The organism is Paenibacillus sp. EB106-04-04-XG159, from assembly GCF_058791835.1.
The window spans coordinates 133681-149918 of the sequence record NZ_JBYTDY010000009.1; the positions used below are offsets into that span (position 1 = coordinate 133681).

Annotated in this window: 14 protein-coding genes; 10 read left to right on the forward strand and 4 right to left on the reverse strand. The window is 47.2% G+C overall.

From position 1 onward, the window contains the following. The first annotated feature begins 234 nt into the window (after positions 1-234). The 7 genes from AC3WTP_RS13055 to hutG all read left to right on the forward strand — a co-directional run bounded on the left by AC3WTP_RS13055 (position 235) and on the right by hutG (position 8039). A complete protein-coding gene (locus AC3WTP_RS13055) occupies positions 235-744 on the forward strand; it encodes a hypothetical protein (protein WP_492395052.1) in 510 nt (169 codons plus the stop codon). Between the two features lie 369 nt (positions 745-1113). Beyond that, the gene (locus AC3WTP_RS13060; protein ID WP_492395053.1) at positions 1114-1764 is read left to right on the forward strand and encodes a TetR/AcrR family transcriptional regulator; all 651 of its coding nucleotides are present in this window, start codon (positions 1114-1116) and stop codon (positions 1762-1764) included. A 56-nt stretch (positions 1765-1820) separates the two neighbouring features. Next, positions 1821-2093 carry a hypothetical protein gene (locus AC3WTP_RS13065; protein ID WP_492395054.1) on the forward strand — a complete coding sequence of 91 codons (273 nt, stop codon included), beginning with the start codon at positions 1821-1823 and terminating at the stop codon, positions 2091-2093. Between the two features lie 378 nt (positions 2094-2471). Continuing rightward, positions 2472-4034 (forward strand): histidine ammonia-lyase, encoded by a 1563-nt coding sequence (gene hutH, locus AC3WTP_RS13070; protein WP_492395055.1) that lies wholly within the window; start codon positions 2472-2474, stop codon positions 4032-4034. 38 nt (positions 4035-4072) lie between these two features. Next, positions 4073-5755, forward strand: coding sequence for a urocanate hydratase (hutU, locus tag AC3WTP_RS13075; RefSeq protein ID WP_492395056.1), 1683 nt, complete (start codon positions 4073-4075; stop codon positions 5753-5755). A 36-nt stretch (positions 5756-5791) separates the two neighbouring features. Beyond that, entirely contained in the window at positions 5792-7087 is a 1296-nt protein-coding gene (gene hutI / locus AC3WTP_RS13080) for an imidazolonepropionase (protein ID WP_492395057.1), read from the forward strand. Then, positions 7077-8039 carry a formimidoylglutamase gene (hutG, locus tag AC3WTP_RS13085; protein ID WP_492395058.1) on the forward strand — a complete coding sequence of 321 codons (963 nt, stop codon included), beginning with the start codon at positions 7077-7079 and terminating at the stop codon, positions 8037-8039. Before hutI ends, hutG begins: the two co-directional genes overlap by 11 nt. 83 nt (positions 8040-8122) lie before the next feature. Here hutG and AC3WTP_RS13090 read toward each other — a convergent pair whose 3' ends face one another. Next, on the reverse strand, positions 8123-9466 hold the full coding sequence (locus AC3WTP_RS13090) for a UDPGP type 1 family protein (RefSeq protein ID WP_492395059.1): 1344 nt from the start codon (positions 9464-9466) through the stop codon (positions 8123-8125). A 182-nt stretch (positions 9467-9648) separates the two neighbouring features. On the opposite strand from AC3WTP_RS13090, the gene AC3WTP_RS13095 reads away from it, so the two are divergent. Both AC3WTP_RS13095 and AC3WTP_RS13100 read left to right on the forward strand, forming a co-directional pair. Further along, positions 9649-10041, forward strand: coding sequence for a helix-turn-helix domain-containing protein (locus tag AC3WTP_RS13095; protein ID WP_492395060.1), 393 nt, complete (start codon positions 9649-9651; stop codon positions 10039-10041). A 295-nt stretch (positions 10042-10336) separates the two neighbouring features. Beyond that, positions 10337-10558, forward strand: coding sequence for a cold-inducible protein YdjO-related protein (locus tag AC3WTP_RS13100; RefSeq protein ID WP_458568042.1), 222 nt, complete (start codon positions 10337-10339; stop codon positions 10556-10558). A 77-nt stretch (positions 10559-10635) separates the two neighbouring features. Here AC3WTP_RS13100 and AC3WTP_RS13105 read toward each other — a convergent pair whose 3' ends face one another. Both AC3WTP_RS13105 and AC3WTP_RS13110 read right to left on the reverse strand, forming a co-directional pair. Then, a complete protein-coding gene (locus tag AC3WTP_RS13105; RefSeq protein ID WP_492395061.1) occupies positions 10636-12753 on the reverse strand; it encodes a DUF5693 family protein in 2118 nt (705 codons plus the stop codon). A 116-nt stretch (positions 12754-12869) separates the two neighbouring features. Further along, positions 12870-14204 (reverse strand): amidase, encoded by a 1335-nt coding sequence (locus tag AC3WTP_RS13110; protein WP_492395062.1) that lies wholly within the window; start codon positions 14202-14204, stop codon positions 12870-12872. A gap of 260 nt (positions 14205-14464) precedes the next feature. Between AC3WTP_RS13110 and AC3WTP_RS13115 the strand changes: the two genes are divergently transcribed. Then, positions 14465-15529 carry an ATP synthase beta subunit C-terminal domain-containing protein gene (locus AC3WTP_RS13115; protein ID WP_492395063.1) on the forward strand — a complete coding sequence of 355 codons (1065 nt, stop codon included), beginning with the start codon at positions 14465-14467 and terminating at the stop codon, positions 15527-15529. A gap of 83 nt (positions 15530-15612) precedes the next feature. Here the strand turns inward: AC3WTP_RS13115 and AC3WTP_RS13120 are convergent, their stop codons facing one another. Further along, on the reverse strand, positions 15613-16065 hold the full coding sequence (locus AC3WTP_RS13120; protein WP_492395064.1) for a GyrI-like domain-containing protein: 453 nt from the start codon (positions 16063-16065) through the stop codon (positions 15613-15615). Positions 16066-16238 lie beyond the last annotated feature (173 nt).

Below are 16238 nucleotides of genomic sequence, written 5' to 3' on the forward strand. Positions count from 1 at the left end.
TGTTGTAAGAAAATAAAGTATTTTCTTAGTGCTTAGATTAAGCAAGTGCTCCTTTTTAAGCAATACATGCTACCTGCGTACGTTTTTTAATTTGTAATTGGAAATGGAATATAATGAGGAGGACGTAACCCAAGCGAAGGCTTGGGAGCGTCCTTTTGTTGAACGATCGGCAGGATAGCGCAACAATGTCCCCCTATTTGTCGTCATATTATTGAGGCTGAAGGGGGGATTTAATTGAAACTAAATATTATTTTACTTACATGTGTTATGTTAATTACTTTAACTGGATGTTTGAATAAATCCAATGGAAACCATCCCAATCAAAATGTAGTGGTGGAGGAATATAAAGAAGGAAATAAAATTGTAAGTGTGGCGGAAAAAAACTTGGAAGACTTCAAAAAAGCATTGCAGTCAGAAGGACTTGAATTAATTCCAGTTCAAGAAGAACGTAATAATTGGATATTGAACAACAATAAACCAAATAATTTTACCGTGGGTAGGCCTAACGAAAATACAGACCCATCTAAATTAGAGCGAGTTTCAATTTATGTTTTCGAATCAGAAAACTCACGAAAAAAAGGGTTGGAAGATTTTAATAAACAAAAAGAAAAATATGATATGATGATTCCTCGTATTTATGAAGCAAGGAATGTAATGGTATTTTATTGGGCACTTGCTGATATGGATAAACCTGCGAAATACGAACAACAATTTCAAAAAGCAATCAACCATCTTGAAATTTGAAAAGTAAAGTATTTCCACTTCTCGCCTGTTACGCTAATGGGAACTACAGCTGTATAAAGGTAGTGGCAGTCTAAGACTTTTCTAAAAGTCGACAGCTGCAACTGTCTTTTTATTTCTGATCAGTCTAAAACTTATTATTCAATACTTGATCAGTAATCTCTCTCGAAATTCGCATTTCGTAACGGCAGCGTTCATATTCAACCGTCAATGTACTGAAGGCAAGATTTATATTTCAATCGGTAAAGAACAGGGGCTAGGAGCAAGAACTTAAGGCTGCTGTTCTTTTGCTGTGCAAGAAAATATTGACATTGGACTCCAAATGACGCACTATAGATACCGACGGTCGGTATTTTAAGGAGGATGCATGGAATGGCTAGAAATAAATACCCTGAGCAAACGCTGGAACAGATTTTGAATGTATCGGCTCAACTGTTTATGGAGCAGGGCTATGACAAGACGAGTATTCAACAGATCATCGACGCTTTAGGAATGTCGAAGGGCGCGATTTATCATCATTTTAAATCAAAGGAAGAAATATTGGCTGCGGTTATGAAGCGTCGTGCTGACTATTCAATGGCCATGTTTGATACGCTGATCCAGCAGACCGAAGGGAGTAATGCTAGAGAAAAGCTTGTTCGCATACTTGAAGCTGCTGTGGCAGATCAGAATGCGCATTCTCTTGACCGTGTTCTCAGTTCACAGATCAACAATCCGCAATATGTAGTGACGGGATTGAAGTATAGTATCATGATTGACGCGCCTCGTATTGCTGAACTGATCAAGCAAGGAATTGAGGATGGTTCCATCACAACGGACTTTCCTACAGAGTGCGCGGAAATATTCATGCTGCTGCTGAACATATGGATGAATCCCGTTCTCTTTGACCGCGATCTTGATGCTACCTTGAACAGAATGACATTTTTACAGCAGATGATGAAGCAATTAGGGGTAGATATCGTAAGTGAGAGCTTAATTCGGAAGGTAACGGAGCTTTATGAGGATATGAAGGGATATCAGTAAGGTCGCGTATGATCTGTGCGCCAAACCATGACCGAATAAGGAGGATGAATTGCGATATGAATAATAATAAATTGATTGAAGCATCCAAGCGGTTATCCGATAAGTCGTATCAACATGCGATGAAACAAGCTTATCAAGCAACGCACCCGACTCAAGAACGATTATATAAAGGTGCGCTAATAAGCGGAGGAGTTGGCATTGGCCTGCTGCTTGCTGGAGTAGTATCGCTGCTATTCAGTACAGAAGGTTGGGTATGGGGCATGATCTGCTCGGGGTTGCTTCTTATCATGATCAACGCAATAAATATGATCCTGAATAAGCCGAAGTGATGAGGGTGAGCGGATGCTCCATATTTTTTTACTTCAATACATACCGACGGTCGGTATTATAGTCGCTGAGATATTCATCCCATGAATCAAGTCTATGAAATGCTCGCTGAATATGACATTTAACACGAGGATTATTATCCATTTGTAAATTATCTGAATGAATCAAAACACTTTTGTTGACAGACATGAATATTCATGTGATAGTAATGAAAATGGATATAAATACCTGAGAAAGGGCGAAATGTATGATTCGTGTTTGTCACGGTATGCGATGGGACAATTATATATGTCGCTCTTGTTCAAAAAGGGGCTGTGTAGAAGCTGAATGCTTCCACACAGCCCCTTTCTTTTGCTAAAGCAAGAAAGGGGTTGAAGTGAATGGCGATTAAGAAGAACGAAAATACCGTACTAACCGGACCGATTATGATTAAGGGGGAACAGCTGACGCTGGATGAGGTATCATCGATCGCATATGATTATACTCCTGTTGTCCTTACCTCAGAATCGATTCAGCGTGTCATGGAATGCCGACATATGGTGGAAGATTTCGTCAAGTCGAACAAGGTCGTGTACGGTGTAACCACCGGCTTCGGCAAATTCAGTGACGTGGTCATATCTGCTGAGGATTCAACCCTGCTGCAGGAGAACCTTATTCGCAGCCATGCGTGTGCTGTGGGCCAGCCTTTGCCGGAAGCGACAGTACGGGCCTTGATGCTGCTGCGCGCGAATGCACTAGCCAAAGGATATTCCGGCATTCGCATTGAGACGCTGCAGCTGCTGCTGGATTGCTTGAATAGGGGAGTTCACCCTGTGATCCCCGAGCAAGGATCATTAGGCGCGAGCGGTGACTTGGCGCCGCTGTCGCATCTCGCGCTCGTGCTTATGGGCGAAGGCGAAGCCATCTATCAAGGCGAACGCTTATCAGGGCACGATGCGCTGATAAGGGCTGGCCTGAAGCCTGTGCAATTGCAGGCGAAGGAAGGCTTGTCCCTCATTAACGGCACGCAGATTATGACGTCGATCGGCGCTTTAACGCTGCTGCAGGCGCAGCGCCTTGCGAAGTCCGCTGACGCGATCGCCGCGCTGACTGTGGAAGCGCTTCACGGGATAACCGATGCGTTCGCGGATGAGCTGCAGCAGGTGCGTCCTTATCCCGAGCAGATTGGCGTCGCTGCTAATCTGCGGAAGCTGCTGCAAGGGAGCAAGCTGACCAGCCGTCAAGGTGAGATTCGCGTTCAGGACGCGTACTCGCTGCGCTGTCTGCCGCAGGTTCACGGCGCGACTCGTCAGACGCTTGCTTACGCGGAAGATAAGCTCTCAATAGAGATGAATGCAGCGACAGATAATCCGCTGCTGTTCCTGGAAGACGGCGAAGTGATCTCAGGCGGCAACTTCCATGGGCAGCCGATCGCTTTCGCCATGGATCTGCTGAAGATTGGGATAAGCGAGCTGGCTAACATCTCAGAGCGGCGGACTGAGCGCTTGGTGAACCCGACGCTGTCCGGGGGATTGCCGGCATTCCTTAGCCGTCAGCCGGGAATTGCATCCGGCATGATGATACCGCAGTACGTAAGCGCGTCGCTCGTCTCTGAGAACAAGGTGCTTGCTCATCCCGCAAGCGTCGACTCTATCCCATCCTCCGCGAATCAGGAGGATCATGTGTCGATGGGGACGACTGCCGCAAGACATGCATCGCAGGTTACAGCTAACGCGGCGAAGGTATTAGCGATAGAGCTGATCTGCGCGGCAGAAGCGGTGTCGCTGCGCGGCGCGGAGAAGCTGGCACCGCCAACCCGAGCATTATTCCAGCTGGTGCGCTCCGTAGTGCCGCCTGTTCTGACCGATCGCTCGCTGAGTAAGGAGATTGAGCTCGTTGCGGCTATGCTTAGTCGAGGTGACTTCCTGCACACGGTTGAAGAGGTGTCAGGTCCATTGTATTAATTAGCCTGTATTTCATGAATAAGAGGAGGCGTCTGAAGATGAGTGAACATAAACGATTGATTCGTGCACCAAGGGGCACTACATTGAATTGTAAAGGCTGGGTACAGGAAGCCGCACTGCGAATGCTGATGAACAATCTGGATCCAGAGGTGGCTGAGCGACCAGAAGATCTAGTCGTATATGGCGGAATTGGAAAAGCCGCTCGCAACTGGGCTTCTTATGATGCGATCGTACGTGAACTGCAGCGCTTGGACAACGATGAGACACTGCTTATCCAATCAGGCAAGCCTGTCGGCGTATTTCGCACTCATGAACGTGCGCCGCGGGTACTGCTGTCGAACTCCGTGCTAGTGCCGATGTGGGCGAACTGGGAACATTTTCGAGAGCTTGAACAAAAAGGCCTTATGATGTACGGACAAATGACGGCTGGCAGCTGGATCTACATTGGGACTCAAGGCATCCTGCAGGGCACATATGAGACGTTTGCGGAAGCCGCTCGTCAGCATGCAAACGGCTCTCTACGCGGAACGTTGACGCTAACTGCGGGTCTTGGCGGTATGGGCGGGGCTCAGCCATTGGCGGTAACGATGAATGAAGGCGTCGTTATCGCGGTTGAGGTGGATCGCACTCGCATCGAACGACGTATCGAGACACGCTACTGCGACACGATCGCGGAATCACTTGATGAAGCGCTGGATATGGCGAAGCAAGCTCTGAGCGAACAGCGAGCTTTGTCAATCGGCTTGCTTGGCAATGCGGCAGACCTATACCCTGAGATCGTGCGTCGCGGAATTAAGCCCGACTTCGTGACGGATCAGACATCTGCGCACGATCCGCTGATCGGCTATATTCCAGCAGGCTACAGCTTAGAGGCGGCGGCTGAGCTTCGTGCTCTAGACCCAGAGCGTTACATGCAGCTATCGAAGGAGAGCATGGCTGTTCATGTCCAGGCGATGCTGGATATGCAGCAGATGGGCTCGGTCGTATTCGACTATGGCAACAACATTCGTCAGGTTGCCTTTGATCAAGGCGTGGAGGATGCTTTCAACTTCCCAGGCTTTGTCCCGGCTTATATAAGACCGCTCTTCTGCGAAGGGAAAGGACCTTTCCGCTGGGCGGCGCTGTCAGGCGATCCAGAAGATATTCGCAAGACAGACGAATTGGTGCTTAAGCTGTTCCCAGACAATGAGCGATTGCACCGTTGGATTACTTTGGCTGGTGAACGGGTGGCGTTTCAAGGCTTGCCTGCGCGCATCTGCTGGCTAGGTTATGGTGAACGCGCGAAGTTCGGTCTGGCGATCAACGAAATGGTCAAGAACGGTGAGCTAAGCGCCCCGATTGTGATCGGGCGGGATCATCTGGATTGCGGTTCAGTCGCTTCACCGAATCGCGAGACGGAGAGCATGAAGGACGGCTCTGACGCTGTAGGAGACTGGGCGATCTTGAATGCCCTCATTAATACGTCCGCTGGGGCGTCATGGGTATCCGTGCATCATGGCGGCGGCGTCGGTATGGGGTATTCGCTGCATGCTGGAATGGTCGTAGTCGCCGACGGAACAGCTGAGGCGGCTGAACGACTGCAAAGTGTACTCACCTCGGACCCTGGAATGGGCGTTATTCGCCACGTGGATGCAGGTTATGATGAAGCGTTGGAAACAGCCGAGAAGCATGGCATACGGATTCCAACGTTAGTTGAGCATCCGCAAGCAGCTCAGGTATAGTCTTCGAATACGCGCCCGTAGAAAGGGGTATTGCTCGTGGAACAGATTGATTTGCTAATAACAGGTATCGGGAAGCTGGTTACGCCATTAGGATCTTCTGCGTGCGGCGGCGAGCAGATGCGACATATAGGTGAGTGGAACGACGCCGCTGTCGCGATTGACCAAGGACGGATCGTTCAGGCAGGTACGAAGAAGGATGTGATGGATGCTCTTGGACATATAACTGCTGAACAAGTGCTTGATGTAGGTGGACGGATGGTTACACCAGGATTCATTGATCCTCATACGCATCTTGTCCATGGAGGTTCCCGTGAACATGAGCTGACTTTGAAGCGTTCAGGCGTTCCATACCTGGACATTCTAGCGCAAGGCGGAGGTATTTTAAGCACGGTTAAATCGACTACCGCTGCTACTGAAGAACAACTGTATGTGAAGGCGTGCCAAAGCCTTGATCATATGATGCTGCAAGGAGTTACAACGATAGAAGCCAAGAGCGGCTACGGATTGTCGCTCGATGTAGAGTTGAAGCAGTTGAAAGTGGCACGCAGGCTTCATGAGACGCATCCGATCGATATCATCTCCACCTTCATGGGCGCGCATGCGGTACCGCTTGCATATAAGGAGCGCAAGGACGAATTCGTTCAGCTCATTATCGAACAGATGCTGCCTGCTGTCTTACACCAAGGGCTGGCTGAATATTGCGATGTATTCTGCGAGGAGGGCGTATTCTCCATAGAGCAATCGCGCCGTATTCTCCTTGCGGCTAAAGAGCTCGGCTTAATACCGAAGATTCACGCAGATGAGATCGTGCCATTAGGCGGTGCTTCTCTAGCTGCCGAAGTTGGGGCGATATCCGCGGAGCATCTGCTGACTGCGACTGATGACGGCTTGGCAGCTATGGCAGAGGCAGGCGTAATTCCTGTGCTTCTGCCAGGCACATCATTTAATCTCGGACTCCAGACGCATGCGCGAGCTCGCGATATGATCGACCGCTATGGCTTGCCTGTTGCCATATCAACTGACTATAATCCGGGCTCATGTCCGACAGAATCGATCCAGCTCATCATGATGCTTGCTTCGTTGAATCTAAAGATGACACCGGAGGAAATATTGACAGCGACCACGCTCAACGCCGCTGCGGCTATCGGACGTGCTGCTGATATTGGTACGATTGAAGTTGGAAAATGGGCCGACCTCGCGATCCTCGATGCGCCGAATTTAGCCTATTTGCCTTATCACTTTGGCATCAATCATGCGTACGGGGTCATCAAGAATGGTATTCCCGTGGTGTGGAATCGACAGTTGAAGGAGGGGTTAGCAGTTGAAAGATAATTTCTCCTACTTGCGAGCTCCTGAACGAGCTGGATTTCATGATCCGATGGAAATGAAAGTCGCGCAATGGATATGCCCGTGGGACGGCAAGGAGCAGCTGAAGGCCGGCATCATTGGCGTACCTTTATCGAAGTCGTCGATATCGCATTCAGGTGCCTTCAGTACCCCTGCCGCGGTGCGGCAGGCGTTTAAGTCATTTACCACTTACAGCCTGGAGTTCGGTGTCGATCTGCAGGAGATGGCCGTGCGTGATCTAGGAGATGTCCAGATGCATGCTACTGACATCGCCGAATGCCATCGTCGGATCGAAGCCAGTATCGCGGGTGTTCGGCAAGCTCATCCGCAGATGATCCCGATTATATTCGGCGGGGATCATTCGATCACTCGGCCATCCGTTCAAGCGTTCGTTAACGATGGCTTGAATCAGAAGATGGGCATCATACACTTTGATGCCCATCATGATGTGCGGAACTTTGACAGCGGCGGTGTTACAAACGGCACACCGTTTCGCGGTATTCTCGAATCTGGCCTCGTGGAAGGACGCAATCTAGTGCAGATCGGCATCCGCGGCTTTATGAACTCGAAGCCGTATCATGATTATGTACGCTCCCATGGCGTACATATCTTCACCTCCCGCGATGTGCGGTCGATGGGGATCGATGCCGTGCTGGATCAAGCCATCGCGCTGGCAGGCGAGGGGACGGATGCCATCTATGTCAGCTTTGACGTCGATGTGATCGACCAAGCATATGCGCCTGGCTGCCCGGCCATCGGTACCGGCGGGATGCATCCATGGGATGCGCTGGACGCTTTGTATCGTCTTGGCGCTCTGCCGCAGGTCCGCGCGCTAGACTTCGTCTGCATCGATCCTACTGTCGATGTACGCAATGTGACTTCGCGGCTCGCGGTGCAGTTTATGCTAAGCTTTCTAAGCGGTTTAGCTAAGCGATAACATGAAGGAGCTAGCGCAAGAGAATCCCTTGACCCTTGAGTGCAAGCTCCTTCTTCACTTCATGTTATCTCTTGTAGAACTTGTTATTCGAACTGCTTCAGTCCTTCACCACTATATGAAATAAGCGAAGAGATCTCGATCTGGTCCTCAGGCAATTGATCGAGGGCAACGCCAGCTTGACGGAGCCACTTGGCGTGTAAAGCTAACAGCAGAGTCCTAGCGCTTGATGGACTGTCGTCGCCGTCTTTATTTTTAATAGGAGCAAATTCCTCTTCACGCTTAACCTTCATCACGGTCATCTGATCTGAGTACGGGAAGAAATCGAATATGAAGCGCTCCAGCTTGTAAGCGTTCGGTACGGCAGGCGAGATAAAGTTGCCATTATCATCCACATAGCTGATCTTTTTAGAAGCAAGATGATACGGAATATTTGAATCTGCATGCTGCTCGATATAATCGAATCTAAACAGGTGCATCGACGTGTTGCCGTAATAGGCGGCTTGATCTCCGCTATTCATCTTGTTCGTCAGAAAAGATTCAGGTAATTCCGAATATTCCAGTACCGCAGGGCGGTTATGGGCTAAACAGACGATCCCCATCTTCTCAGAAGGATGCAATAAGTCGATCACTTTAGAGGCGATTGGGTGATTCTGAAGAGACGCCAAGCCGATAAATGCGGGATCAGCCACTCTAACAAGAGCGTTATCGACATTATAATAAAATACCCATTCGATTCCTCGCGCTTTCATGTCGGCAAGAGCACCAGATTGCTTTAATGAAAAGAAACATTCGCCATTGCCGCTTGGCGCCAGACATAGTTGGGAAGGTGCGGACAATAGCAGCCTGCCTTGATGGTCAACTGCAGGCATCGTGTTCTGCTGGAAGAAGAAGCAGTCCTCTTCTGGATAACCGAAGTAGTTCGATGCTTGGAAGAAGGAAACCGTCTGCTCGTGGTTCTCTGGGCTCGTCATGATGTACCATGGAATGGAGTGCTCTGAGCGCTTGGACAGATTCAGAAGCCGTTCAGCTTGAAGTTGAAACAGCGACTTGCGTGAAGGAAGGCCAATATCGATCGTTCCCTTCGGACCCTGATGACCAAGTCTGCTGCCTTGACCACCTGCAACGACAATGACTGCGATACGACCTTCACGGAGCAGTTCCCAACCCTTTTGCAGACAAGCTGTTTGATGACTAGGATCAAGCTTCTCCCAATCAGTCACTGCAATAGGCGCAATATGTTCGGCTGATATATCCTGCATATTCGCACGATTCGTTAGACTAACTGTTAGCTGTTCTAGATCTACAGCAGCAATCTGCTTTAACAGCTCAGATTGAAGCTCAGGAGGAAGATGCTGCAAGTAAGTTATTATATGTTCTTGGTTATATTGCTTTAGCAATGCTTCAATGTCCAGCCATCTGTATTCCATATCATCACCTCATGCACATTATGGTAACACATAGTATGGGAAGGCGGAAACGCTCGGTTGTCATCATTTGTCGCTTGCTATCCGCATGCAATCGCATTATCATTTAAAATACGTACATATTAAATATATGATTATTAATAATATGAATTTATCAACACACCATGTAAGGGGATAAGAGTATCATGTCTTTCTGTGCAAAAACATCGATGAGGCTGCTGAGACAAGAGCGGAGACGTAACGGTTTGTGCGCACAGTGTGGAGATCCTTCAGAACGCTATCTCTGTCCGAGATGCAAAGGAATGAAACGCAAGCCTGAACCAAAACTTAATCGTGAGTATCCCATTAAGCGTAAGCTAAAGACCGATCTATACGATAAACGTATATATGAGGACATGATTCGTCTGAATCTGAGAACTATAGATATAGCGGAACACTGCGGTGTAACACAGCGAACAGCGGAAAAATGGGTGTTCGAGGGCAGCGTGCCGAATGAAGAACGTGTAGTCAAGCTGTGCTCATTGTTGGAGAGAGAAGTGTCATACTATTATCCCTTCTACTACTGGTCCAAAAGATAGATACATCAGAGTGTGCTTTTTTAATGATTCGTTCTACAGACGCTAAGACGATAGATGTCTTGGCTTTTTTTATGTATGCAGTTGCATTCATGTTTCATTCACATGGGTTATCGTTTGCTATAACAGAACAAGTTATACACTGCCCAGTTGGTTTAAGGTTATTAAAACTGCGCAATCAGTCCTATGCCGTTGGACTTATCTAATTTTGACTTCGCGTCCATAAACATGTAAAATTTTTAAGGCCGTCATTGGTGAATATTAAATTGTAAATGCAATAACGAAGGGAAGTACGATCATGACAACTAGTGAAGACGAACAACCGAAATTAACGCCGACGAAAATTCTGAAATGCCGCAACCCTGAATGCAAAGCTTGGGTAAGAGATGAGTTTATTGTCGCCGATATGAGTTGTCCCATATGCAAAGGACCGATGATGCGCAGTATGAAGCACCTGGCCCCAGTTCAGAATAAGATAAAGCGCCAACCACGCAAGAAGAAATCGGAATTTGATATTTAGAATTCTACAATCCATGAATAAGAAAAGGCTGTTTGCGTCTGCAAGCAGCCTTTAGTGTTTAAAGTACAGAGTTAACGTTACATACTACTATTTGAACCGTTGGGATTAGGTATACTGGTTCTTTTAACTGAAAATAAATCCTGAAGTGCGACTGGAACATATCGAATCCAGATTCTTTCGAGCAAGCTCCAACCTAAGATGTAAATAACTCCAACAACGGCGCCGAGAGTAGCCCCATAGATAACTCGAAGCGTGCTAATTAGCAATGGGGTATGAAGATGTTCAAACGTTCCAACAATAGATGCTTGTCCAATAACGCCAATAGCCATAATATATATCGCTCCAGGTCTCTTCTTCAGGGCTAGGAAGGCTCCGAGAATAAACATCGGATGAGCAAGCAAAAATTCTTTATTTCGTGGACGGACTCCGAGAGTATTCTCAAGCAATGCACGGAAGCTTAGTTCAATAGAAGATGCAAATCCGGAATTGCCTGTACGAGAAACATAGTATACCAATACAATAAGTGCAAAGCCTGCACACAGCACCCATAGAACGGTGATCGGTGTAGTTAACAAGCGATATATTTTATTGAGCCTCTCATTACCCGATAGATCCTCATGGTAGAAGAGAAGATAGAGTCCAACAAGCAGTATTGGCGCGACACTGGCGACACGAACGCCAATAAACTGATCGATTAACAGCATATAGGAGATCGAATTCAATAGCCCCACAATATACAACGCCCCGATCATCGACAACAAGGATGTGCCGAAGAATAGGACAAAGGCGAACCAAGGAGAAGTCCGAACTCTGCGGGTCATGATGCCTTTAATCGATTTCAAGGCAAATATAACTGTTAAGGTAGGTATACAGATCGCTGCATCGAAAGCCAGCAGCTTCGCCAGCATATTTTGGGATAGGAAGCCGATTCCAACAGATCCGATCACTCCAATACTAAAGATGAGCCATAATGAAATCTTACTGAAAATGGATATTGTTAAAGCTATTAATGCAATACTTCCAAGTGCGATCAGAATCTTCAATACCATATCAAGACTGCTGGTTAATACGGTGAACGGTTGAGCTTGTCCCATCTTAAAGCCTGCCTCTTGAATGCGAGGGATTGCGCCGTCGACACCATTTAATACGGAATAGAGCGGTTCAAGCGGATCTGTGTACATTCCTGTGACTGCACTGATGCTTGGCTTCGCGCCAAGCAATATCATCCGAATGTTGCGGTCTTTTACAGCCAGCACCAAGCGGTCGGCATAACGTTGAATGCGCTGATCGATTTCTTGCTGCGGCACATTATCCGTAAGCTTCTGCACTTCTTGTGGTGCTAAATAGTGCAGGCGAAACATGTTATTGTTCAGTTGGTGCGTAAATTCCTGCAGCCCTTTAGGATCTGTCTTCTGCATTTCCATAATGGCGAGGTTAATATTGTGCTGATTCAATAAGCTGGTCATCTCTTTCATGTGCGTGACATCACCGTCATTGGTATATCCGGGTACCGCATCTCCGTCGATAATCATCGACTTTACCTCATACTCTGTAAGCTGCTCCCACATTGCATTGATATCATCAATGGCTAAGGGCTGGATGCGATTCGATTGCAGCATAACAATTCCAAATCCGTGTTCCTTCAATTGCTTCAATGCAAGAGGATCAGGCCCCATAGGGACAAGTGCCGCGTCAGCAAGGGGCATCTCAATGATGAGACCGGTCTGCTGCGCATATGCCCACGGTTTAAGCTTAATATGGAGGCGTTTAAAGGCCGATTCGATCATCGGCTGCAATTCAGTCTGCGCTACAGAATCAGAAAATAGAAGATACGTGTTGTTCACTTGTGTAGTCAAGTTAGTAGAGAGTAAAGCCGCAGCTTCACGTGGTGAGAACAGTTCAATTCGCTTGCTTTGCTGAAGAGATTGAAGCGTGCTCTCGCCGATAGCAATAGAATTGATGCCTGCCTGCTTCATTTTAACCAGCTGTTCTGCTACATATTGCTCCGAGTCAGGCTTGTAATTCGATATTTCGATAAGATTCGAGTATGGAAAGACAAACTCAACTTGATTAGCGGATTGTTCAGTAACCGCGCGATTGTAGATCAGGGGGATCGCAGCGATAATTCCTATGATTACAAGGCACCATAGCCATTTTGCGGCATTGCGATTGAGCTTCTGCAGCCATTTCGTCAAAGAACTCAACTCCGTCTATTTATTATGATCAGTTAAACCTTTAATACAGGTATATTACCTTTAAATCCCAACAATAACAATATTTTTTCGAAAAGAACATTATGCGACATCGAAGTTTACAAGAATAGACTATCTCTTTGTCGATAGATCATGTGCAGTCGACTTTGTTCGTATGCATACCCTGTGCGAAAGAGTACCTCTTCTCTATTCCATGCTGCGGCAAACTGAACTCCGATGGGTAGCCCTTCACTCGTCCTGCCGCATGGGATAGACATAGCAGGAAGCTCCGTTATATTGAATAAACTCGTCATGTGAGTATGATCCGAATGGGATGAATATTCAGTGGACGAAAGCGCAATTGGCGTGACCAGCATATCAATTCTCTCAAATAGGTCTCTCATAACCGACATATATAGATCTTTACGCTTCATGGCTGAGATGTATTGGAAGGCAGTAGTTACAGAAGTAGGATCCTGAATAGGCTGTTCTGTGTCAATGTGTAGGCGGCTGGTACCATTCCTATGATGAGCTAATGTGTAATCAGCTTCAGAGGTATAGATGGTCTTATGATCGTGATGAGCCTCAGCTATGAAAGGCAAATCCACATCGATCAGCACAGCGCCTAAGCGAGATAGTTCAGCAGTTACTTGTATATATGCTTTGTAGGTTTCGGCATCCGCCTGCTCGTTAACATAGTGCTGGAGCACGCCAATACGCATGCCCTTAAGGTCTGCGGCGAGATAGGAAGAGTAGTTGCGTCCGTTAAGCACTTCCATCATAGCTGCAGCATCGCTTACGCATGCGGTAGTTATACTGGTATGCTCTAATGTCCATGTCAGCGGCTCCGCATCTAAGCAGCGGATCAGCTTATACGTGGGCTTAAGACAGATCACACCGCAAGCAGCTGCTGATATTCGAGGAGTTCCCGACGAGTCGCTCTCGAATCCAGCCATGCATAGATTCGAGGCTACTGCGGCGCTTATACCGTTTATTGGAGCAAGACGGAGAGTTTGCGTACCTTGGGAATGTTGGTTAGATGGTATGTGCGCTTGTCCTATAGTCAGGGGATAAGGAACTCTTTCTCTTCTTGTTATACCTAGAAGCAGCGCGTCCTCGAACGATAGCTGATGCACCAGTGACGAATTAGTACGGTTTAGGATTTCTTTACGCTGCAGTGTATGTCTGCTTCCGGATGGAGGAACGCTCGATACTGTGAGATTAGAATAAGCCAAGGGGACACCGTATAATCGTCCGTATGGCAGCGGGCTTGCTGCCTTAAGCTCTAATATTTGCGCTTGGCGGAGGGACTCTTCTTTAAGTACTTTGTGAAATGCATGCAGCTTCGCGTTCGTAGCTTCGATCGCCTTGAGATACTGAATCGTAATTTCTAATGGCGTAAAATGCTTTTCCGCATATCCGGCTTGCAATTCTTGGATCGTTCGTCGTTTCAACTCTATCGCTCCTTGTGCAAGTGGACGAGCAGCATCACGCGGGCTGGTCCAATGCGCAAACTAATGAACAGCTATTCCGTCAATTCATATGCAATAACCACCAAGATGAATACAAGATTCAAAGTTATGCTGTAGGTGATCATGTATCTTCTTGAAGCAGATGATATAGGCAAATTCCTATTATGGAAAATTATATTAAATAATTATTGCTTTATAGAGTAATTTAAATTACCATATAAAGTAACAAGGAGGTGTGTTATATGAATGAGCATTTGCAGCTGAATGTATCGCTATTGCGGCGGCGAGTACCTAATCTGACAGTCGCTGCGCGCGCCGCAGGCTTACGACCAGCAACGGTATCCAATCTGTGCACAGGCAAGATTCCTGTGGGACGCGCTGAAGTGAGAACACTTGTGACATTGGCGTCACTTGCCGGCTGCAGCTTGGATGAATTAATTATTCGGGGGAGTGGATTAGGGATGATCGAAACGGGGATCAAGACGTTGGATTTATTCTCACCGGTTGTTCGCGGGGGGACGATCGGGTTTGTGGCACGGACTGGCATGGGGCAGATTGTGTTATTAGCAGAGTTGATTCAACGCTTAAGACAACGAGGCTATGCTACAGTGTTCTGGAAGCCTTCCTTTGACAGTCATGGTATTAGTGATGTTCACGATGCTGCCGAGTTCACATGCAATACGATGGAGGAAGCGCTGGAGCTGATCCCGAAGCTGCGAAAGGATCGAGATGTGCTGTTAGCTGCAGATCGTGAGATTGTGCTGACAGGCGAATTAAGGACTTTGCAGGATCGCTTTCAAGGTCCGAGCGAACGTCCCATTACGATTGCAATCGTCGATTCTCGCGGTGAGGCAGTGGACGAGGAGCTCCCATATGGTCCGCTGGACACGTTATGGAGCTTCGACATCAATTTGTCAAGCCGCCGAATGTATCCTGCTGTAGATCCAATAGCTTCTACCTCCATCCTACTGGAAGATGGTCAGTTGGATGCGACGCATCTATTGATTCAGCAGCGAGCGCGAAAAGTGCTGCGCCGCTATCGAGAGCTGCGCGCGTTGGCAGGCGTGCTTGGCACGGAAAAGTTCACGGAGAGCGATCAAGAAACCTACGCTCGCGGAGAGCGCTTGGAAGCCTACCTTACGCAGCCGTTCTACGTAGCAGAGGAATTCGCGAAGAAGAAGGGCGAGTGGCTCTCACTGCAGGAAACTCTTGAGGATGTCAGACGAATAGTGGATGGTGGAACGGATGGGGTTGACCCAGCGAACCTGAAGTACATCGGTCAGCTCACGGATCGTGTGACAGGATGATAATATTGTTGTTATATAAAATAACTAACACCGCCGTTCATACGGCGGTGTTTACATCAGTTGCAGATCAAAAAGGTTCTAAGTTATTTCTTAAGTGGCACATAAATCTCCAATATGGAATCATCCGAAATTGGATTAAACCTTTCGTCGTATCTTTCAAAACTGGGTTCCGACATATTACAGTGAATGGAATATTTTTGGGCAATCAAATCCCATGTCTGTTTAATAAATTGTATTTGTCCTTTATGAACAAACACCGCATACTCATTAGCGGGTACTGTGATGCTGTCCATTCCCTCTGGAATCTTCTCGGTGCTTGAAACTTGAATACCAGCCATGTATCTCATATTACAAATTAACCCAAAGCCAATATTTCGGTTAGCAATAAACTCAATTTCATCCATTCTTTCATACAATTCATCCCATAGGTGCCCAAAGCCCTTGGTAGACAGTTCTTCGCTTACCCCAACAATTGTAAATTCCTCTAAGCGTTCTTGTCTCGCTACTTGTAGCTCATCTAATTGTTGATTATCCACTGGAATCCTCCTATTGGAAATTTAGTCCACAATATTTCAAGGATTATATTCTACTTTAATCCAAAAATTTCCTGCTTTTTTTGTTTGTGCAGCTCTAAGAAGTGGAACCAGAACAAGTAGTTGTCGATGCAGTGCGTGGCAACACCGTTGAACCGTTCCATCCATTTTCGTAT